Consider the following 21,755-nt stretch of genomic DNA (forward strand, 5'->3'; position numbering starts at 1 on the left):
TCAATGACCATGACCGTGGTCAGAACCGTCATCGGCAACTGCCGCAACTACGGCGCCGGCAACCACTGCACCAGCGACGACGGCCCCCACCGTCGCTGCAGAAATTCCAACACCTGCAGCACCTGCAGCAGCAGCACCCGCACCAGCAGCAGCACCCGCACCAGCAGCACCGCCTGCTGCACCGCCCGCACCAGCAGCGCCTCCTGCTGCACCGCCCGCACCAGCACCGCCGGTACTAGGAACACCTGCACCAACACTGCCGGCATCTTGAGCTAACACAGCAGTGCTAAAGGTAAGAAACACAACGCTAATCAGCAAAATAATTGCTTTTTTCATGAATTTTCTCCTCCTAAAATTTGTGATTTAATAATCCAAAATGATTCAGATGCCATGAGACTTAATATTTACGCCAAATATTTTATGGTTTAGTATTAACATCATTTAAGGATGATTTGTCAAGCCAAATTCGTATTAAATTTCGCCAATTCCATTGTTCAAGCCCCGGAAACATAGCTTCGCATGGTCGCTTACACAGTGGTATCTCTGTAAGCAACATGAATTTATACAAATTTTAAAATTATCAGCGTATTCTTATTTTTTTCGAACGCATATCCATGCGTAGATGGGTTCTATTGCATATCACGGATCAAGTCAAGCCTAAAAACAGGTGTAAATTTAAGAACGTGGCGGATTGAATGAGGAATGACTGCAATGTCATGCAGTTAGGGTATTATTGTTTCCAGAATTCGGGAACCAGAAGAATAATCACCGTATAAATTTCCAGTCGTCCTGCCAGCATGCACCAGGACAGAAGCCATTTGCCGGCCTGGGGCAGGTGTGCAAAGTTTTCCGCCGGTCCCACTGTGCCGAAACCCGGGCCGATATTGCCGATGCACGAGGCCACAGCACCCAGGGAACTCAAAAGATCCACGCCCATGGCGGACAACAAGACGGTGGCGATAACAAAAACCAGGATATATAAGGCGATAAATCCCAGGATGGATCGCAGCAGGTCTTCGGGAATCAGGGTGTTGTTCAGTTTGATATGGCTGACGCTTCGGGGATGGATCAGCTTGAACAGTTCCCGGTAGCAGTATTTAATGCAGACCATGATCCTGGCACACTTCATGCCGCCGCCTGTGGAGCCGGCACTGGCACCCATGAACATACCAAAAAACAAGAGCGCCTGGGACAGGCCCGGGAATAATTCATAATCAGCCGTGGCATAGCCTGTGGTGGTGACAATGGAAACCACCTGGAATGAGGCAAACCTGAAGGCTTTGGAAAAGCTGTCATACAATGGCCCCCAGGTGTTCAGTGTGATGATCAGGGTGCCCACAAGGACAGCACACAGAAAGAATCTGCATTCAGAATCTTTCCAGAACGCAAGCCCATTGCCCCGCAGTATCTGGTAATGCAGAGAAAAGTTGATGCCTGCAAGCAGCATAAAAATAGTAATTGTATAGTCAAAATAGGCACAATCATAGTGGGCAATGGAAATATTTTTAGGTGAGAATCCGCCGGTGGGCAGTGTCGTCAGGGCGTGGCAGACCGATTCAAATAGATTCATTCCTCCAAAATAAAGGAAAAAGATGAGCAGAAAAGTCATGCCCGCATACACAATCCAAAGAATCTTGGCGGAATCGGATAACCGGGGTGTAAGTTTATCAGGTACAGGACTTGGCACCTCAGCCTTATATAACTGGATGCCGCCCACCCCAAGAAATGGCAGAATGGCCAGTGAGAGAACAATGATGCCCATGCCGCCCAGCCACTGGATCAGGCTTCGCCAGAACAAAAGACTGGGGGCGGCCCCTTCAATATTGGTCATCACAGAGGAACCCGTAGTGGTGAATCCGGACACGGATTCAAAAAAAGCATCTGTAAAGTTGGAAAAATCCGGGGCCAGGAAAAAGGGCAGGGCACCGAAAAGGCCAATGCCAAGCCATCCTAATGCCACAACAGCGATGCCTTCCCGCTGGTTGATATAGTCATGGCGCCCGGCTTTTTTTGAGATAAAAATCATTATCGCGCCCATAATTGTGGTCACCGCCATGGCAATAAGGTGCCCTTGATGGGCCCCGTCCTTGAAAAACAGGCTGCAGCCCAAAGGCAGCGTCATGGAAAGTCCCAGTACAAAAAGAAGAACCCCGATGATGCGTATGATAAAGGGCCAGCGCATCAGAAAAAACCAAGCTTTACAGTAAGCATTTTTTCAAGCTTTTTCACTGCTGCCTGGATCGCAAATAAAATAATGCGATCCCCTGGTTGTACCCGGCTGTCGCCCATGGGGATAATAATTTCGTCCTGGCGGATGATACAGACCAGCAGGGTGCCTTTGGGAAAGGAGATCTCCTTGATGGGGCCCGTGGTGATGGCCGAGGATGCCAGTGCAACGGCTTCAATAAATTCTCCTTGTTCTCCGAAAATGGAGATGTCGGAAATCACATTGCCCTGGCGAATATCCTGCAGGATTGAAGAAACCGCCGATACCCTGGGACTGACCACTTTTTCAATGCCGATGGTGGATAATAAAGGGTAGTAGCTTGCTTTACCGATGCGCGTGATGGTGTTGTCCACACCCATGTTTTTTGCCAAAAGGGATACAAGGATATTGGTTTCATCGTCATTGGTCACCGAGACCACCGCATCCATCTGGCTGATATTTTCTTCCATGAACAGTTTCTGATCGCCGCCGTCACCGTGGAGCACCACGGTTTTCCCCATTTGCATGGAAAGGTCGTTACACCGGTCTATACTGGATTCAATGATTTTAACTTGAATATTGTCTTTCTCAAGGGACTGGCCCAGTTTGGCACCGATGCGGCCGCCGCCCACGATAAGCACCCTTTTAACCGGCCTGACCGTTACCCCTAAAAGGTTCAGGGTTTTTTCAAGTTTTTTGGTGTCACTTACAAAATAGATCAGGTCCCCTGCCATGGGTTTGTCTTTGCCCCTGGGCACAATGACTTTATTGGCCCGGATAATGGCGGCAATCAAAGGCCGGTCCTGGCCAAAAACATGATGAAAATCAGCCAACTCCATTCCGGCGATGGGGGAGGCTTCGGAAAGCCGCATACCCACATATTTGACACGGCCGTTAACAAATTCGCCCTTGTCCACGGCACCTGGAATGGTCATCAGTTTTCTAATGGTTTTGACAACCTCGGCTTCGGGGTTGATGATGGTGTCAATGTGCGGGGCTTCATTTTTAAGGCTGGTATGAAAAGGGACAAATCCTTCATTGCGCAGGCGGATCAGTTTTCGGGTCATCGGCGAGATCTGGTTGGCAATCAGGCAGGACACGATATTGATTTCGTCACTGTCTGTGACAGCCAGAAGGATATCCGCACCTGAAATTCCTGCCTCCCGCAGGGTATCCGGGTTACTGCCTGATCCTGTTACGACCTTGACATCCAGGTCTTCGGCAATTTTTCTGGTGGCATGGGCGTCCACATCAACCACCACCACATTCTTGCTTTCAAGGGCCAATCGGCCGGCAATGTTGTAACCCACGCCCCCGGCACCGATGATCACTATTTTCAAATGAAAACTCCTGGTTTAATGTCAGGCATATGAATTGACATAACGTCACACAAAACCCTTTTCACTGATCAGCAGCAAAATCTGCTGAACCGCCTCATCAGGAGTCAGGTTGGCGGTGTCAATGGACAGCTCCGGGTTTGAAGGTGCTTCATATGGGTCATCCACCCCGGTGAAGCCTTTGAGCAGTCCTGCCTTGGCTTTGGCATACATGCCTTTGCGGTCCCTTTTTTCGCACACGCTGATGGGGGTGGCCACATGGATTTCAAAAAATCCGCCATGGGCTTCAATGGATGTACGGATTTTCGACCTTGTCCGCTCGTAGGGGGCAATGGGGGCGCAGATGGCAATGCCTCTGTTCTTGGTGATCTCGGAAGCCACAAACCCGATGCGCCGGACATTGATATCACGGTGCTCCTTGGAAAAATTAAGCTCCGAAGACAAATTGCGCCGGACAATGTCGCCGTCCAAAAGGGTTACGGGCCGGGTGCCGATTTCCATGAATTTTGAATACAGCACATTGGCAATGGTGGATTTTCCGGCCCCGGAAAGCCCTGTGAGAAAAACGGTAAGCCCCTGGGTGGCCGGGGATGGATAGGAACGGCGCAATTCTTTGATCACATCCGGGAAACTGGCCCATTCCGGTATATGCTTGCCCCTTCTAACCCGATCACGGATATGGTCATTGGTAAAAGAGAGGGTTTCCTGGCCCTCCTTCACCTCACTGGTCAGCTTAAACTCATCCTCAAAGGGCAGATAGACCATCTCTTCAAAAAATACCGGCTCAATACCGATCTCTTCCCCGGCCTGCCGGGCCAGCTCTCTGACCTGGGGGGTATCGTAGAACAGATTTCCGCAACTGTCCCTTCCCGGGGTTGCATGGTTATGCCCGATGACAAAGTGGGTGCACCCGAAATTTTTCCCGATGATCATGTGAAGCACCGCATCCCTTGGACCTGCCAGCCGGGTGGATAAAGGCAGCAGATTGAGCATATATGTGTCCGGGGGATAATGGGCTGCCACCTTCTGATAACAGCGCATCCGGGTATAATGATCAAAATCCCCGGGTCTGGGAATGCCTGCGATGGGCAGCATCAACAGGTTTGCCTTTGCCTTTTTCATGGCCTGGATGGTCAGCTCGAACTGGGGGCGGTGGATGGGCTGCCGGGTCTGAAACCCCACAACCCGTTTCCATCCCAGCTTGCAAAACTGCTGCCGCACCTCTGAGGGCGTATTGCGGATCTGCTTGAAATCAGAATGAATCGGCAGATTCAGCGCTTCAATAGTGCCGCCAACGTAGTATCTGTCGCGTTCGTTCTGGAGCCGGGCCACCTCGTCATGGGCCATATCTGTGGTGCCATAGACCGCCATGGCCTCTTTTTCCCGGTCCGCCTGCCAGATATCCTCAATGGCCATGATGCCTAAAGGAAACCCTTCGGGGTCACGGAGTACAGCGGACTGTCCGGCCTCAAACCTGTCTGCGAGATCCCGGGAAACATCAAGGCAGATGGGCACGGGCCAGATTTCGCCGGAAGGCAGGCGCATACGGTCCAGGACGCTTTCGTACGCCTCCCGGGTCATGAATCCTTTCAACGGGCTGAACACACCCGTGGTTAACAGTTCAAAATCACAGATCTGACGCAGATTCAATGTGATATCCGGAAAAGAGGATAATAGCCGTTTAAGTGTTGTATGACGTTCCTGGTCCACCAGGAGGTTGACAAGAGATGTGCCTTGGGGCATGTGGTTATCCTTATAATTATTATTCCAAATTTGGCCGCAAATTCATGTACCTATAGAGTAAACCCGGTCAGACTGTCAAGATGAAGTCATGTTTGGACAGCGATTCTAAGAAACATTGCATGCGATTGCCCTGGGCTGGCAATGCCAAAGCCCCGGTTCATCAGAGAAAATGAACCGGGGCTTTATATTGTGCTGTTCAGAATAAAAAAAGAGTTTGCTACATCGTTGTGATGGGCATCCCCATGAGTTTCCACAGGAATATGGACAATGCGACAACCACCATCAGGATGATGGACGCTGGAATGCCGTACATGAAAAATTCACCTGTGGTAAACTGTTTGGAGTCGTAGGCAATGGCGTTGGGGGCTGCGCCCACCAGTAAAAGGAACGGCATGCCTGCGGTGACAAGGGAAGCAAACAGAATCACTTCAGGTGCCACATGCAGATAGGGGGCAATAACCAGTGCCACGGGCAGGGATATGGCAATGGCGGCCACGTTCATGATGAAGTTGGTCATGATCATGACAAAAAAGGCAATGCTTAAGATAAACACAAAGTAATTGGCTTTCTGGAACATGGTCAGCCAGTTGATGGCAAGCCACTCCGCAGCCCCTGTTTCCCACAGGCAGAAACCGATACTCATGGCACCGCCAAACAAAAGGATGATATTCCAGGGAATCGTTTCAAGATCTTTGATGTCAAGGATATTGAAGATAAAAAATAAAACCGTTGCCACAAGCATGATCGCATTTTTGTCCAGATTGGATATGGCCGGGATAAATTGTTTTGCGGACATGATGGCGATGGCGATAAAGATGATGGTTGCTGCCAGGATTTCCTGTTTTGTAATTCTCCCCATGGCTTTTTCCAGCATTTTTGCTTTTTCTTTAAGGCCTGGAATTGTTTTTTTCTCGGGCTTGCATACGATCATGAAAAAGCCCCAAAGGAGAAAAGTTACACCCCAGCCCACGGGAAACATGTAATAGGTCAACTCAAAAAATGAGATCTCCCGGCCCACGATGTCCTTGAAAAATCCAAGGGCCACCGCACCCCGTGCCGCGCCCAAAAGTGTGATAATGGAGCCGGCACCTGCCACAAATGCCATGCCGATGAACAGTCCTTTGCCGAATTTCGTGGGGCCGGGTTCATCGGTATACATACCGTAGATGGTCATCAAGAGCGGAAACATGGTGGCTGCCACCGCAGTGTGGGCCATAATGTGGGTTAATGCTGCGGTGACCACAAAACAGCCCAGGTAGATCATACTGGTCTTTTCCCCCACAATGGCCAGCATCTTGTACGCCAGGCGTTTGGTCAGACCCGTCTTGGTAAACACCATGCCGATAACAAGGGATCCGAAAATAAACAGAACAGAAGGCGTCATGAAATCCTTAAGGGCTTCCTTGGCTGTACGGACCGCAAAAAGCACCTGAAACGCACCTAACGCCAGGCTGGTCACACCAATGGGCACAACCTCAAAGACCCACCAGGTGCCGGCCAGAAGAAAGATGGCAAGTGCACCTTTGCCCTGGGCGCTTAATAGAAAATGTTTTCCGGCAGGGTCCACAGCATCGGGCCATGCCGGAGAAAAATTGACAATCGCGAACAGGGCCAAGCCGATTAGAATAAACAGGATTCTTTTCCAGTCCAGTTTTGTTTTGGGTGTATCTGCAATTTCAGTTGTCATTTTGGTCTCTCTCTCCTTTGGGTTAATGAATCATTGCCTCATTTAGATTTTGTTTTTTATTTGTATTTGTTTCATTTTTCAACGTTTTGTTTTTATCAATGGTGTTTTATTTAAGTTTTTCGTTTAAACGGGGCGGTCAAATTTAAATTGCGGACAATACCGCCCTTGTAGAAGTTCGGACCTATTTTCGTTTTAACGGATTTTACGCCGGGTACCACGCAGGCAAGATCCATGATCTCCTTTTGTGTTCGGGCAAGATTCATCACTTTTTTGTCCAAAGTGACAAGCACATGGCCTGAATCCGATTCGATAATCAGGTGGTGTCCAAGGCAGGATAAGGCTGCATCAACCCTGGAACTGATATTAAAATCAACGGCATGCATATTCTTATTGGCATTCTCCATTGCACTTTCAATGTCTGACCGTATTTTTCCAAGGATCCGGGTAACCTCTTCCCCGGTCATATCATGTGCTACAGGATCTGTTTTTTTCCATTCCAGAACCATGTCATGCAGTGCGGGATCCCACAGGGAATCTAAATTTAACTGGGCAGCAAAGCGCTGGTCCCTGTGGTCGGACCGGGAGATGGCAGCCGCGGCAGCCTGGCTGGATAGCTGGTACAGGGTCATGGCCCTTTGGTTGCGGACCTGCATGGGTGTTGCTGACATGATTCTGTAAATGCCGCAAACAGATGCGGGGATCAGGTGGGATAAAACGCCTGAAAAAAGGCAGGGGCCACTTAAAATATTTTCTGAGATCTGTACTTTCAGTGCGGCCAGACATTTTTTTCTGTCGTGGGTAAAATTGTCAAAGGGAATGTGTCTGCCCTGGATGGACTTGAAAATAAGATCTGTTTTCAAATCATGTGCCTGGCCGGTTTGTTTTACCAGTACCGGATCTTCATACACCGTGCATTGATATAAGGTAGATAATGCGTCAATGAATCTGTAGGGGGAGGCATATAAACCGCATGTAATTGCAATCAGGGGCATGGTCTCTTATCTGCTCAGCCAGGTTTCAGGTTATCCGCTAAAATCGGAAACACAAAGAGCAAGGAGTATGCCATGTTTTAAATCGGTTTGTAGAACAGGCGGTTGTGTTTTTACGGAAAAAGCAAAAACCCAAAATAAAACAATATGAAACTAAATAAACAATACATTTTGAGACACTTTGAAACGTTATATTAAATTGCCTTCAACCATGCGGATAAACAGAATGTCTCCCGGGTTCAGGGTCTGGGTCTGCCACCGTTCAAAAGCGTGGGGCCAGGTACCGGACACCCCGTCAAATACATGAAGCTTTTTCCATTTGAGAAATTCATAATATTCATCTTCAATGGCACCGCAGATCAGTGTGTTGATCTCCTGGGCCAGGAGGGTATGACACAGTTCATCCGAGGAGGACCTGGGCAGCACTATAATTTTTTTGTCCTGGATACAGAGATTTTTAGCTGTTGTCAGAATGATGACTTCAGTGGTCAGGTCAAACCTGGGTACAATCTCTTCACCAAGTATTGGGATGGCTATTTTATGCAGTGTCATAAATTTTATTCTATTCTAATCCCTGAATTGAAAGCCGTGTTTGGACGAAAAGTTGCCCAGATGCAAGGCGCAGAAGAATTTGTAACCGGAGCAACCTTTTGGTTGTGAGGATTGCAAATTCCTCTGCAACGCCGCAGATGGGTGGCTTTTCGTTCAAACACTATTCGATTTGGTACTCCTTGATTTTCCGCCATAGAGTGCTGCGGCTCATGCCAAGAATTTGCGCGGCTTTATTCTTTTTGCCCCGGGCAGTTTTCAACGCATTCATAATCATCTGCCGCTGCACCGAGGACCAGGTTTGTCCGGTTTCACCTGTCTGCCGGGATTCCGGCATCTGCGGTTGTTCCGATTGGGTTTGGGTGACATCTTCTGCGGCCGGCATCTTTAACCTTTGCTGCACAGGTTCATAATCCAGGATATAGGCCGGCAGGTTATCTGCTTCGATTCTGGTTCCCTGGGCCACATTGACTGCATACTCCATGATATTTTTCAGTTCCCGGATATTTCCCTCATAGGTGTAATTCAATAAAACAGACAGGGCTGGTTCGGAAAACCCATTGATTTTTTTACCCTGTTTTTTTGTGTAGTTGTTCAGGAAATGGTCAAGCAAAAGGCGGATGTCTGCGCCCCGTTCCCGTAAGGGCGGCAGATGCACCCTGGCCACATTCAGGCGGAACAGCAGATCTTTTCTGAATTTACCAATGGAGACCATGGATTCAAGATCCCGGTGGGTGGCGGCAATAATTCTGACATTGGCGTTGAATCCCTTGGTGGCACCTAACGGATAAATGATCCTGTCATCCAGGAATGTGAGCAGTTTAACCTGAAGGGGCAGGGGCAGGTCTCCGATCTCCGTCAGGAAAATCGTGCCGTTGTGTGCCAGTTTGAACCGGCCGGGTTTGTTTTCCACAGCGCCGGTGAACGCCCCTTTCATATGACCGAAAATTTCGGATTCCAAAAGGGTCTCGGGCAAAGCCCCGCAGTTGATTTTGATAAATGGACCGCCTGCGCGCTGGGATGTCTGATGTACGGCTTCTGCCACAAGATCCTTACCTGTGCCTGTTTCCCCGGTGATCAGGATGGAGGCATCACTCTGGGCAAGCATGGGAAGGGTTTGAAAGATCATTTCCATTTTCCGGCTTCGGCCGATGATATTGGCAAAACTGTAGGCTACGTTTTTTTCCGGGTCATTGGTGGCACTGCTTCTCAAGTCCTCAATGGTTTCAATATAACCTGTGAGATGGCCCTGGGTATCCATGATTTGTGCGGTGGTGATGCGTACGGGCAGCTTCTGGCGGTCTGTATTGATCATATCGCTGGTGCAGGATATGGACCGGTCTTTGCGGTGGGTGGCAAGGACCGGACAGTTGAGAATGCATGCAGAACTGCGCAGGACATTTTTGCAGGGAATGCCCCGGGCCATATCCAGGGAAAATCCTGTCAGGGCCTGGAAGAACCGGTTGAGATGAACCACTCGTAAATCTTTGTCCATCACCAGGATGCCCAAGGGAATTTCATCCAGGATATGGGCAAAATCCAGCGGTGATCGCATTAACCGATGAATTTCAGGAAATGATTGCATCCTTGAACGGGTTTCCTTTTATCTGCGGTTCCATCAAAAACAGCCACGGGTTGACCTGGCTTGTCAACACCCGGACTCAACCCGCAAAAAAAATATGAAAGCAGTTTAAAAAATTATTGGGCATCCCATTAAACAGACCGTAAACCGGTTTTTACCATCCCCTTGCCGGATTTACAAATAAAAAACCGAAAGGATTGGGTATGTGAAGTTTACCCCAATATTTCCAGTAAACACGAAGATTTCAGCTTCAAGATATCTAAGGATGCAGCGGCAGGACCTTACCACAGGACGTTCTGATATGATAACATGGACGAACGTTTCATTTTGATACTGTTACGTTTCATTCCTCAACATTATTTATGCAATATCGTTGTTTGTCTTTTGATCCTATGCTATGAACATGCAAAATTGAAGAAGAAGGAAAAGATTTAGAAAATCCATAACATAAACAAGGGACAGAACAATGGAGAATGTAAAGCTTTTGCTTGAAAGAATTACCAGCCGGGCCAACGCAAACTTAAGAGAGTTCCAGTTTGATACCCGGACCTTTGTTGATAATACCATTGAGTTTGACAAACTGGCCAAATTTTACTGTTTTTACGGCATTACCACCCGTCATCCCATTTATTTTCATTTTAAAAATTCAAGTATGGCCGGATCCTATTTCCTAGGCAAGGCGAATGTCAGGCAGTCATGCATTTATAAAAGTGATATCAGGGGGGATGAACTCAAGCGTAAAGGCGATATTCTGGATAAGAACAACCCCTTACCCCTGGTGGATGATGAGATTTTTGTGATAACAGGCAGCCTCTTGTATAAAACCCTGGTGCACAGCAAATCTCATAATCCTGAAACCCCCGAGGAATTCACCATCAGAAATACCATTTCCGCCCATTACGCCAATATTCACGGCTCAACCATGGAAGGGTGCTTCCTTGGACCCTTTGCCACGGTGGATCTCATGAATCTTCATTCCTGTGTTTTAGGAGAGTTCTCCTATGTACAGGCCCAGGAGTTTTTCCATCGCAAAATTGATCCCGGTGTTGTCTGGATTGAGACGGATGCCTTTAAATTCAAATTCAAGCATGAAAGTGCTGTCCTGGATAAATATATTGGCGTGAATGAAAAATATCAGCCCAGGGGATTGATCTACGAGTTTGTCAGTGAAAAAGAGGCAGAGTATGAAAGGTTGTTTGAAGTGGTGGACCTTGAGCCCATCAAAGTCCCGGCAAGCTCGGCTGTAAACCGTTATGCCGTGATCAAACCCAAGACTGAAATCGGGGCAAACGTGCTGATTTCCCAGCGGGCTTATGTGGAAAATACCAAAATGGGAGACGGTTCCAATGCCCAGGAAAATACATTTATTATCAATTCCCATCTTGAAGGCATGTGTGTAACTGCCCATGGCGGGAAAATCATCAACGCGTTTATCGGCTTGAAAACCTTTGTGGGCTTCAACTGTTTTCTCCACGGAAAAAAGGATGCAAAACTTACTATTGGTAAGGGCTGCATTATTATGCCCCATACCATTATTGATATAAAAGAGCCGTTGACCATTCCCAAGCGTCATCTGGTCTGGGGATATATCACCTGCGCCGATGACCTTTCAAAAAATTCAATTCCCATTGATGAAATAAATGGGTTCAGGGGTAGCCAGTCCATTGGAGACATGACCTTTACAGGTTCGGGAGAAAGTTTTGTTGAAGCCTTTTCCCAACGCATTGAACATATTCTTGAGGCCAACGGTGCCTATTGCAATCAAGATGGTGAGATGAACGGACATGCCCAGGATGACCAGCAGATTTCATATAATACCCTGCAACCGTACAGATCCGGGGAAAATGCAGGTATGTATCCGTCCATCCGTATTTCGCCTTAAAAATACCGTTTTTTTAAAGCAGCTTCAAATGCCAGTTCCAGGTGCCTGGACGTGGCTTCATCCGGACGCCTTTGGGTATATTTTCAAACAGGTTAACAAGCATGGCAAAGCCGGCCTGTTTTAAATCCCCGGTTTTGGATGACAGGTCCAGGGGCCAGTTGGGAAAGGTGTGGTAGGTCGCATTGTACTTGCTGGTCCAGGCGCCTTCTCCCATGGGACTGGTAAAGCCTTTGGCAAGATCCAGATCCGGGGCCGCAAGTCTTGATATGGCCAGGGGCCAGTTGGCCCGGCAGACCGCGCCCAAAGGCAGGCAGCAGCGTTCCGGCAGGGTCAAAAGGGTCTGGCTATCTAATTCCGGGCTTACAATGACCCCTGAAAAACCCTTGCTCTTCAGTATTTCCACTGCAAGGCAATTGGTGATATTGCAAAAAGGCCCTGCCCAAATATTGAGCCTTTGGGGATTCTCAAACAGGGTTATCTGCCAGGGGGAGTTGAGTACAAAGTTTTTTGCCCCTTTTTTCAGTGCGGTTTTGACATAGTTTTGACAGATTTTTTCCTCTTCCGGGAAAAGCACGGGATCCAGCCACAACCAGGATCGGACCGGGGCTTTTATTCCATAGCTGTTTGCAGAAATCCAGAAGGCCGTATCATTGTGTGTTTTTAACGCAGGTGGCTGTTTTCTGAAAACATCCATTTCATATATATCAGGTTGTTTTCTGCCTCTATTATGATCACTTGCCTGGCCTGAAAATTTTACTCTGTCCCAGGCTTTTTTGTGGATGGAGGACAGATTGGAAGGCCTGATCGTTACCTTGGAAATTCCATCAAGTTCGGCACCAAGGCGTGATAATTTTTCTTCCAGTTCACTTCCCCTGCGGTCAATAAGGAAAACAGACGTGCCTTTGTTGATACGCCTGCCTTTTGGGGAAGATAAAAAGTATTTTCCTTTCTTGGGGATGGCCCGGGTCACCTTCCGGATTTGGTGAAAGGTCTCTTCTTCATATCCGATGCGTAACAGGTCCCCCGGCAGAAGCGCCTCCCTTGAAATAAAATATGGATCTTCAGGATTTTTTATCCGGCCTAGAAACAGGCCGGAGCCGGTTTCAGACGCATGATCCAGGGGATTTAACACCCGATGGGATAACAGGTTGTAATGGCTGCCCTGTCTTCCCAGCGCATATTCTAAAAACGACAGGGCCTGTTTTTTCTGGTCCGGCGCATCCCTGAGCAGTTTATACGCCATCACCGTGTAGTAAACATAATGGGGGCTTTTTTTTCTGCCTTCAATTTTCCAGGTACTGATGTTGGGGATCTCCTTGAGCACCTTGACCAGTACATCCGCTGACAGATCCAGGCATGAGAAATACCGGGCCTTTTTTCCATTTTGTTCATACAGCCGCCGGCAGGGTTGAACGCAACGACCCCGCAGCGCACTTTTGCCGCCAAACCAGGAACTCCAGTAACACCGGCCTGACACGGAATAGCAAAGTGCGCCATGGACAAACACCTCTAGGTCCATGGTTTCCGGGGCAGCCGCTGCCATGGCCCTGATGTCATCAAGGCTGAATTCCCTGGGCAGCACCACCCGGGAAAAACCAGCCTTTTGGGCGGCCTCAAGTCCGGCAGGATGGGTGCAGTTGCCCAGGGTGGACAGGTGGAGTTTTCCTTTGAATCCGGCTTTGCCGGCAAGGCTGACCATGGCCGTATCCTGGATAATCAGGGCATCGACATCCGCATACCGGACAAGTTTGTCCAGAATATGAAGCACCTTGTCGGTTTCGGATTCCTTAATTATAGAGTTGAAAGCAACATACACCTGAATCCCTTTTGAATGGGCAAGCGTGGTCAGTCTTGCCAGTTCTTCAATGGAAAAATTGTTCGCTTCCATGCGGGCTGAAAATATTTTAAGGCCGCAGTAAATCGCGTCTGCACCAGCCGCTATTGCCGCAAGAAAAGAGTGAATATCTCCGGCAGGTGCAAGGATGGTTGGTTGTTTTGATGATGGGTCGGTCATAGGTTCTTCATGCCCAAGTATGGATAAATAGTTATTTCATGTTGCAATTTCAGATAATAATGTCAGAATATCTTTTTTTTTGTCGTAAAAGCAGTGCTGGTAAACATTCAAAAAATCCATTTAAAAGATTATAGCAAAACAATGAGGAGGGCACATGTTTGCAATTCATGATGAAAACGGTTATGCCATGTCCGTGGAAGGTATAGAGATGAAAACCCTGGTATATGGGGATAAGACGCTTCTGGTCCGGTTTAAAATGACCAAAGGGGCACAGCTGCCCTCCCACACCCATCCCCACGAGCAGATCGGATATCTTGTTTCCGGTCGCATTAATCTTTACATTGGAAGTGAATGCCGCAATGCCGGCCCCGGAGATTCCTGGTGCATTGAATCCGGGGTGGAACACCGTGCTGAAATCTTGGAAGACAGCATTGCCATTGAAGTTTTTTCACCGGTACGGGAGGAATACCTGCCCGGAACCTGAATCAATCAATCCATGGGGTTTTTGCCACCGCTAAAAGGGGAATAAACCTTTAAGTGTCAGGCATGCATATTTTACAGGGTTTGTAGCCCTGGGCGTCAGCCTCTTCTTTCGTGGTGAACGCCATGCTGCAGTTTTTACCGTTGGCAAAATTACATGTTACGCTGTGGAAAACCAGGGTTTCAATATTTCCTTTAAATTGAACACTTGCACCTTCCGGTGCCGCTTCTTCGGGTGCCGCCGCTTCGGGTGCAGGCGGTTCAGGAACCTGAGAGGAAGACATTGAAGGGGGGGACGCTTTTTCCTCCGGTTGTGCTTCCGGTTGCTTGTCTGCACGGTTTTCTTCTATTTTTATTTGGGGTTCCGGTGCAGGCTCAGGCTCAGTTGATTGTGTGTCAGGAATCGGCTTGGTTTGGCCTTCTGACTTCCCGGTGATTTCCTTGTTCAGTTTCTCTTGCTGTGTATGCGGTGACGCCAACTTTGCCTGTTTGTTACTATTGTCGGATTGCTTGAGTTCTTCAATGCCAAGATATACTGCAAATGCACCGCCAATAATCATTAATACAGGAACCAGTCCTGCCGCAAAATTTAAAAAATTAATGAAATTAAATGAAAAACCCGAGATACCAATAAGTAGTAGCAGGGCACCGGTGATAAATTTTTTCATACATCCGCTCCATAGAAGTGTCTGGTCTGTTAAAAAAGGATCAGGATTTCAAAGCCAAGGCCGTATGCTACCCCTTTTAGGGCAAAATTTGCTGCATTGTCAAGGCAATGGCTTAAAAAATGACACTTAAATGGCGAAATAAAAGAAAAAAATTTCTTTTGTTAAAATTTTGGCGTTATTTTTCCAAGTCCCTTATAGCACAGCCAGGATAAAGTAACCGACCGGCAGAAAATATAGAATACCCCGTACCATGGGAGAAAATCTTTTTTGTCCCGTAAACACCACAATACATAATCCTGCAAACACAGACGCCCCTCTGAACCCCATGGAAAGATAACTCCAGCGCAAAATTGTTGTACTAAATCCAGCCAGAACAACACCCCCCGAAAGAATTAGGACCGCAAGCATACACAGCCTGACAATGGTTAGACTGTGATCCGGTTCTTTTGTAAACAAGCGCCGAATTCCATCCATATAAATATTGGTGGTCACCCCAAGGATCAGGCCTGCGCCGGTACCCAGAACTGCCAGAAGCAGTACAGCAGAGCAAAAAGCAGCCATGACCGGGGGCAGGGTATATTGAAAGAAAAAGGGCAGTGCCTGGGCACTGTTGCCTTCAAGTTCCGGACAGTTGGCCCTGAGAAAAAGTCCCACAATAATACCTAAAATGCCGATGGGGGGGATGACAATGGCAGTAAGAAATGCACCATTTCTGGCTTCCCGTATGGTTTTAGCTGAAAAAATAGCCTGCAAGTAAATTTGGGTGGATAACACGCCCGTGATCATGGAAATAATATCGATAGTCGTTGTTTCAATACCATTGGAGAAGAAATTGAAAAAATCAGTGGTTTTGGGTAATTGGGCTGTAATGCCGGTGATCCCTCCGCCTTTGATCAGCGCAATGGTTGCGCAGACGATCATGATGGCGTACAGCAGGAAAAATTTTATTTTTCCCACCATGCCGGCACCGGAAATTCCGCCTGACATGACAAAAAATCCCATAAGCACCATGGTAATAAACAAAGAGACCGGCAACGGGAAGTGGAATATTGAGTTCAAAATAGCCATGGCTGCCAGGTACTGGGCAATAATATGGATAAACATGCCGCAGGAATTGAGCACAGAGCAATAATACTGAAAGCCCTGGCCAAAGTATCTGCCGAGCAGTTCGGAAACGGTGGTGACCTGCTCACGTCTTAATGCTGTTGCAAAAAAGCATCCCAGGAGAAAACAGGAGATACCGCTGCCCAGGGTGAAAATCCAGGCGCTGACACCATGATCATAGGCTGATTGAACTGTCCCGATGGTTGAGACGCCACCTACCAGGGTGCCGATAATCACCCAGGATACCTGGGTGGTGGAAAGGGATCTGCCTGCCACTGAAAAATCTGATCCACTGACCACGCGCCGCTGATTTTTTAAAATCAGAGCGCAGAAAAGAACAAATGCGCCGACAAATACGGCTGCATATATAAATTGCCCCACCCCTTTTCTCCTTGATATCCGCTTGATATCGGCCGAATCCTTCAAGCAGGAAGCGGCTTCCATTTTTAAAAGTGCAGTTCTACGCCTGATTTGTACATAAGGCAATGGAAGAATCGGGGGGTATTATGTTTTTTTAAAGACGCGTCTGTGTCCCTAGGGGGACGGTACACCGGCATCAGGGCTTCGGTAAAGCATGAGCCACCACATCCTGAATGCCATCAGGGCCTGGGCATCTGCCTGGTGTTGGCATTTAAAAAGGCTCAGGGAATATGCCTCTTCAAACTCTTCCGGAGTAAAAATTAAATTCTTTTGATCCAGAATTTCCTGCCGTGTCTGACTGGTGTCTGCTTTTACCAGCCTGTGTCTGAGATCATCGTCATGTTGTCCTTGCCGGATAAAGTTGATGGCATTTTGAATGGTCATGTCATTTCCCTGAAAAATTTTAATAGGCAACGGCCCTGCAATTATTCCGCAATATCAGTGCCAGTTGTATCCGTTTTTTCGGATGCGGTTCCCGCGTCAATGGATGCGATCAGTGTGGTTGTGGTATCGTCGGAATCACTGAACACTTTGTTGAACGTATCTATGTCTGATTCAGCAAGATTTTTGGCATCTCCCAGATATGTGATAATGGAAAGGGTGTCATACCCTTCCTCCTGGAGTGCGGCTGCAAATGTTCTGATATTGCCAAGGGCTTCATTGGACGCACCTGCGTCAGACGCTGTGCTTGCCACCTGGGCCACCCTCTGGGCAATGGAGGAAATGGCGCATGAGTCGGAAGCGGCTGTACAGATGTCATAGGTCATGGATGCCATGGATTTTCCCTCTGATAACAGGGTGGTCATGCTGGCGTTTTTTTGTTGGGCGAGCTGAAGTCCAACGCTTGAAAAATTTGAAAGTATCGAACTGGTCATTTTATTACTCCTTTGTTCCTAATTTGTGGATTGTTTCATGGTCCGGGTGTTTCTTAATTTTTAGCTTTGTGGTACAGATCAACAACACACAATATAAAACAATATATAACTACCCGGTTAAAATGTATATCGGAATGGGATATTAAAAATTTAAGTAAAAATTAAATTTATTCTTTTGCGGATTTCAAAGGGAATTAATCAGTTAATGAAACCAGGTGTAGAACCCGTTTTTTGCAGTCTAAAACCCAAAGATCTCATTGGCGTGGCCGCACCATCGGCCAGATTTGATGCCCAGGCGTTCAAAAAAGGGGTTCTGTGTCTTGAATCCATGGGGTTTGACGTACATATCCCCAATGGCATCACAGAGCAGTACAGATATCTTGCCGGCACGGACCGGCAACGGGCGGATGTGCTTAACTCGCTGTTCGCAGATCCTGGGATCAAAGGTATCATTGCGGCAAGGGGCGGATTCGGTGCCATGCGCCTTTTGCCGTTGCTGGACTGGGATACCATTGCCGGAAATCCGAAACTGTTTATGGGGTTTTCAGATCCCACGGCTTTGATCAGTTCCCTGGTATGCAAAGCCGGGATCTGTGCCCTGCATGGTCCAAATCTGGTTTCCCTTGGCCGGGCAGATAAAAATACACTGGACAGTTTTGCACAAACTGTGACAGGCTGCTTTACGCGTATTGATCTGCCTTCTGATCAGGTGCTTGCGGGTGGACGTGCCACAGGACGGCTTGCGGGAGGGAATCTGGCCACCCTGGTTCATATGATCGGGACAGCTTATCAGCCCGATTTTACGGGCAGCATCCTTTTCCTGGAGGACGTGGGGGAACCGGCATACAAGATTGACAGGATGCTGACCCAGATGAAAATGGCAGGTGTGCTGGCAGGTGTCAACGGGGTCGTGACCGGGTCTTTTGAAGATTGTGATAATGATGAATATATACCCCAGATCATTCAAGAGGCGTTCTTTGACGCCAACATTCCGATCTGCATGGGACTTGCAGTGGGCCACGGAGCCATTAACCTTTCCCTTCCCATGGGGGTGGGCGTTATTCTGGATGCAGACCGTGCCTGCCTTGAATGGGATCTTGCCGCACCATGAAAACCTGTTCAGTTCAAGAAATTGATGGCGTTATGGTCAATGCTGTGGCAGACAGCGTGTTTCCGGGCGCTGTGCTGCTGTGTGCCCGCGGACAAGATATTTTTTATCACAAGGCTTTTGGTGTAACAGACATCAGGTTTGGGGAACCTGTGACATTGAATACGGTTTTTGACCTGGCGTCTCTGACCAAACCCCTGGCCACAGCTCTGGCTGTGGCAGATCTGATTTCATCAGGGCAGTTGTCCCAAAAAACTTATTTACAGGATGTCCTGCCGGCAGCCCGGGGAACGGACAAGGCCAGGATCACCATTGACATGCTGCTGCGCCACAGGTCAGGTCTGCCTGCCCACCGTCCGTATTTTAAAGCGCTTTGTGTCCCTGTTCCCGGTATGGAGGCCAGAAAATGCCTGCGGCGGCTGGTGCTGGAGGAACCCCTGGAATATGAGCCCGGTTTCAAGGAAAATTACAGTGACCTGGGGTTTATCCTGTTGGCCTGGGTGGTGGAGTATCTGTCCGGTGTCCGGCTGGATATATTTGTTAATGACCGGATCTTTGGGCCTTTAAAAATCAACGCGTTGTTTTTCAATCCCCTTTGCTTTGATTTGGCAAGGTCTAAGGCAAATCAAACACCCTTTGTTTTTGCCGCTACCTCCCATTGCCCCTGGCGAAGAAAAATGATGGTGGGGGAGGTGGAAGATGAAAATGCCTGGGCTGCGGGCGGCATTGAAGGGCATGCCGGTCTGTTTGGCACCGCTGACGGGATCCATCGCCTCTGCTGTCAGATCCTGCAGGCCCTTGAAAATAAAGAAACAAAAGTAATAAATTCATCTGTCATTCGATGTTTTGCAGATAAAAATAGTGGTGAAAAACATGGATTGATGCGGCCGGCAGGTTTTGATTCTCCAAGCGAAGAGAACGCTTCCTCAGGTCATTTTTTTTCTAAAAGATCGGTCGGACACCTGGGCTTTACCGGCACATCCTTCTGGATAGATCCTGACAACGGCTTGATCACGGTACTCTTGACAAATCGGGTACACCCTGACCGGGGAAATATTGATATCAGGAAATTCAGGCCCAGGATTCATGATTTGATCGCAACGGTTTATAAAGCGGATATACAAATGTGAAACACTTTTATTCTTGTAAAAAAAACCTAAGTTTGTTAGCAACTGTTTTTTAGCGGCATTTTTTCATCTATTGATAAAATACAACTCCCAATTTTGTATGAAAGAGGACAAATGAACTTTGTAACTGATACTTTGCTTGGGGCCTTTTCCAATGATCTGGCCATTGATCTTGGCACTGCAAATACGCTGGTTTATGTTAAGGGAAAGGGAATCGTATTAAGTGAACCTTCTGTGGTGGCGGTCAGAACGGACAAACGGTCCAGAAGCAAAGTGCTGGCAGTGGGGCTGGAAGCAAAGCGCATGCTGGGACGGACACCGGGTAACATTGTGGCCATCCGACCCATGCGGGATGGGGTTATTGCTGATTTTGCAGTGACCGAAGCCATGCTCAAGCATTTTATCCGTAAAGTTCATAACAACAGAAAAACCCTGGTCCGCCCACGGATTATTATTGCCGTACCCTCCGGTATCACCCAGGTGGAAAAACGGGCGGTCAGGGAAAGCGCGGAATCCGCCGGTGCCAGGGAAGTTTTTCTTATAGAAGAGCCCATGGCTGCGGCAATCGGCGCAGGCCTTCCCATTACGGAACCCACCTGCAATATGGTTGTGGACATCGGAGGGGGGACCACTGAGGTGGCGGTCATTTCCCTGGCCGGGATCGTGTATACCCGTTCCCTGAGAGTGGCCGGGGACAAGATGGATGCCTCCATCAGCCAGCATATCAAACGCAAATATAACCTGCTCATTGGCGAAAGAACCTCGGAAATTATCAAAACAACCATTGGCAATGCCTATCCTGATCCGGAACACCTTGAGACCATTGAGGTCAAGGGCCGTGATCTGGTCTCCGGTATTCCCAAAATCCTGGCCATTGATTCCGAAGAGGTCCGGGTGGCTATTTCCGAACAGATTGAAGCGATTGTCGAAACCGTTCGCATTGCCCTGGAACAGACCCCGCCGGAACTGGCCGCTGATATCGTGGACTCCGGCATTGTTTTAACCGGTGGCGGTGCCTTGTTGAAAAATCTGGACAAATTGCTTAAAGAAAAATGCGGCCTTCCCATTGTCGTGGCTGATGATCCCTTATCCACCGTGGCACTGGGCTGCGGCAAATCCCTTGACAACATCGAAATTCTTAAAGAAGTGGTCATCAGCTAAAAGTAATGTTTTCCAGGCGGATCATGATGATTGTCGGCGTGGGCTTTTTTATTGCGGTGGCACTTACCGTAATCACCATGTCCAGCCGGGAGACCCTGCCAGCGGGTGGTATTGAAAGACTGGCCATAACACTTACCTCTCCTTTTCAATTTGCGGCCTCGCGTATTATCGGTTTTACGGAATCGGTATGGCAGACCTATTTTTCATGTGTGCTTGCCGTGGAAGAAAACCAGGTGTTGAGACGTGAGCTGTCAAAGGCCTGGCACACAGCGAACAGGTGCAAAGAGCTTGAGCTTGAAAATGCCCGTTTAAAGAAATTTGTCAATTTCCAGAGTTCCGTGCCTGCGGCCTATGTGGCCGCCCAGGTGATTGCCCGGGATCCGTCCCCCTGGTTTAAAACCATCATGATTGATAAGGGTGAAAAAGACGGGTTGATCAAGGGCCTGCCGGTGCTGGTGTCAGAAGGCATCGTAGGGCAGATTATTAAAGTGGCCGGAAATTTTTCCCGGGTCCTGCTGATTACCGACCGAAATTCAGCTGTTGATGCGCTGATTCAGGACACCCGGGTCCGCGGCATGGTCAAGGGCAATAATGAAGATACCTGTTCCTTTGTTTATACCTTGAGAAAAGATCAGGTGTCTTTGGGCCAGGTCATTATTTCCTCAGGGCTGGACCAGGTATTCCCAAAAGGATTGAGAATCGGAACAGTACTTGATGTAAAAAAAAATCATTCCCAGCTGTTCCAGGATATCATCATAAAAACGGCGGTGGATTTTGACAAGCTTGAAGAAGTGCTTGTGTACAAAAATGCCGACTGACAGGC

Annotated in this window: 19 protein-coding genes; 6 read left to right on the forward strand and 13 right to left on the reverse strand. The window is 48.2% G+C overall.

Annotated features, from left to right (window positions below):
- Nucleotides 1-47: 47 nt before the first annotated feature.
- From Q366_RS14590 to Q366_RS14625, 8 genes are all read right to left on the reverse strand, one after another.
- Nucleotides 48-266 (reverse strand): hypothetical protein, encoded by a 219-nt coding sequence (locus Q366_RS14590; RefSeq protein ID WP_156968186.1) that lies wholly within the window; start codon nucleotides 264-266, stop codon nucleotides 48-50.
- A 464-nt stretch (nucleotides 267-730) separates the two neighbouring features.
- A complete protein-coding gene (locus Q366_RS14595) occupies nucleotides 731-2,182 on the reverse strand; it encodes a TrkH family potassium uptake protein (protein WP_035240315.1) in 1,452 nt (483 codons plus the stop codon).
- Entirely contained in the window at nucleotides 2,182-3,546 is a 1,365-nt protein-coding gene (gene trkA, locus Q366_RS14600; RefSeq protein WP_035240317.1) for a Trk system potassium transporter TrkA, read from the reverse strand. The genes Q366_RS14595 and trkA overlap by 1 nt, the downstream gene beginning before the upstream one ends.
- Nucleotides 3,547-3,591: 45 nt before the next feature.
- Nucleotides 3,592-5,286 (reverse strand): bifunctional sulfate adenylyltransferase/adenylylsulfate kinase, encoded by a 1,695-nt coding sequence (locus Q366_RS14605; protein ID WP_035240319.1) that lies wholly within the window; start codon nucleotides 5,284-5,286, stop codon nucleotides 3,592-3,594.
- A gap of 217 nt (nucleotides 5,287-5,503) precedes the next feature.
- The gene (locus Q366_RS14610) at nucleotides 5,504-6,973 is read right to left on the reverse strand and encodes an SLC13 family permease (RefSeq protein WP_035240321.1); all 1,470 of its coding nucleotides are present in this window, start codon (nucleotides 6,971-6,973) and stop codon (nucleotides 5,504-5,506) included.
- Nucleotides 6,974-7,083: 110 nt separating this feature from the next.
- Nucleotides 7,084-7,965: a cytidylate kinase family protein gene (locus Q366_RS14615; protein WP_035240322.1), complete on the reverse strand. Its 882-nt coding sequence runs from the start codon at nucleotides 7,963-7,965 to the stop codon at nucleotides 7,084-7,086.
- Nucleotides 7,966-8,151: 186 nt separating this feature from the next.
- Entirely contained in the window at nucleotides 8,152-8,514 is a 363-nt protein-coding gene (locus Q366_RS14620; RefSeq protein ID WP_035240323.1) for a hypothetical protein, read from the reverse strand.
- 160 nt (nucleotides 8,515-8,674) lie between these two features.
- Nucleotides 8,675-10,096: a sigma-54 interaction domain-containing protein gene (locus Q366_RS14625; protein ID WP_035240325.1), complete on the reverse strand. Its 1,422-nt coding sequence runs from the start codon at nucleotides 10,094-10,096 to the stop codon at nucleotides 8,675-8,677.
- A 463-nt stretch (nucleotides 10,097-10,559) separates the two neighbouring features.
- On the opposite strand from Q366_RS14625, the gene Q366_RS14630 reads away from it, so the two are divergent.
- A complete protein-coding gene (locus tag Q366_RS14630; RefSeq protein ID WP_035240327.1) occupies nucleotides 10,560-11,975 on the forward strand; it encodes a transferase in 1,416 nt (471 codons plus the stop codon).
- Nucleotides 11,976-11,988: 13 nt separating this feature from the next.
- Here Q366_RS14630 and Q366_RS14635 read toward each other — a convergent pair whose 3' ends face one another.
- Complete coding sequence (locus tag Q366_RS14635; protein WP_035240331.1) at nucleotides 11,989-13,989, reverse strand: peptidase U32 family protein; 2,001 nt, start codon at nucleotides 13,987-13,989, stop codon at nucleotides 11,989-11,991.
- A 154-nt stretch (nucleotides 13,990-14,143) separates the two neighbouring features.
- Here Q366_RS14635 and Q366_RS14640 point away from each other — a divergent pair, with 154 nt between their 5' ends.
- Entirely contained in the window at nucleotides 14,144-14,473 is a 330-nt protein-coding gene (locus Q366_RS14640) for a cupin domain-containing protein (RefSeq protein WP_035240332.1), read from the forward strand.
- 49 nt (nucleotides 14,474-14,522) lie between these two features.
- On the opposite strand, the gene Q366_RS20425 is transcribed toward Q366_RS14640, so the two are convergent.
- From Q366_RS20425 to Q366_RS14665, 4 genes are all read right to left on the reverse strand, one after another.
- Nucleotides 14,523-15,137 carry an Ada metal-binding domain-containing protein gene (locus tag Q366_RS20425; protein ID WP_051958078.1) on the reverse strand — a complete coding sequence of 205 codons (615 nt, stop codon included), beginning with the start codon at nucleotides 15,135-15,137 and terminating at the stop codon, nucleotides 14,523-14,525.
- 192 nt (nucleotides 15,138-15,329) lie between these two features.
- A complete protein-coding gene (locus Q366_RS14655) occupies nucleotides 15,330-16,622 on the reverse strand; it encodes a sodium:solute symporter family protein (protein WP_035240367.1) in 1,293 nt (430 codons plus the stop codon).
- A gap of 153 nt (nucleotides 16,623-16,775) precedes the next feature.
- On the reverse strand, nucleotides 16,776-17,045 hold the full coding sequence (locus Q366_RS14660; protein WP_035240333.1) for a Nif11 family protein: 270 nt from the start codon (nucleotides 17,043-17,045) through the stop codon (nucleotides 16,776-16,778).
- A gap of 41 nt (nucleotides 17,046-17,086) precedes the next feature.
- Entirely contained in the window at nucleotides 17,087-17,536 is a 450-nt protein-coding gene (locus Q366_RS14665) for a hypothetical protein (RefSeq protein ID WP_035240334.1), read from the reverse strand.
- Nucleotides 17,537-17,741: 205 nt separating this feature from the next.
- Between Q366_RS14665 and Q366_RS14670 the strand changes: the two genes are divergently transcribed.
- The 4 genes from Q366_RS14670 (at nucleotide 17,742) to mreC (ending at nucleotide 21,750) form a co-directional block, all read left to right on the forward strand.
- The gene (locus Q366_RS14670) at nucleotides 17,742-18,647 is read left to right on the forward strand and encodes a S66 peptidase family protein (protein ID WP_035240336.1); all 906 of its coding nucleotides are present in this window, start codon (nucleotides 17,742-17,744) and stop codon (nucleotides 18,645-18,647) included.
- Nucleotides 18,644-19,774, forward strand: a complete 1,131-nt coding sequence (locus Q366_RS14675; RefSeq protein ID WP_035240342.1) for a serine hydrolase domain-containing protein — start codon at nucleotides 18,644-18,646, stop codon at nucleotides 19,772-19,774. The genes Q366_RS14670 and Q366_RS14675 overlap by 4 nt, the downstream gene beginning before the upstream one ends.
- 111 nt (nucleotides 19,775-19,885) lie before the next feature.
- On the forward strand, nucleotides 19,886-20,932 hold the full coding sequence (locus Q366_RS14680; protein ID WP_035240344.1) for a rod shape-determining protein: 1,047 nt from the start codon (nucleotides 19,886-19,888) through the stop codon (nucleotides 20,930-20,932).
- A 5-nt stretch (nucleotides 20,933-20,937) separates the two neighbouring features.
- On the forward strand, nucleotides 20,938-21,750 hold the full coding sequence (gene mreC / locus Q366_RS14685; RefSeq protein WP_156968187.1) for a rod shape-determining protein MreC: 813 nt from the start codon (nucleotides 20,938-20,940) through the stop codon (nucleotides 21,748-21,750).
- Nucleotides 21,751-21,755 lie beyond the last annotated feature (5 nt).

The organism is Desulfobacter vibrioformis DSM 8776, from assembly GCF_000745975.1.
Taxonomy (GTDB): Bacteria; Desulfobacterota; Desulfobacteria; order Desulfobacterales; family Desulfobacteraceae; genus Desulfobacter; species Desulfobacter vibrioformis.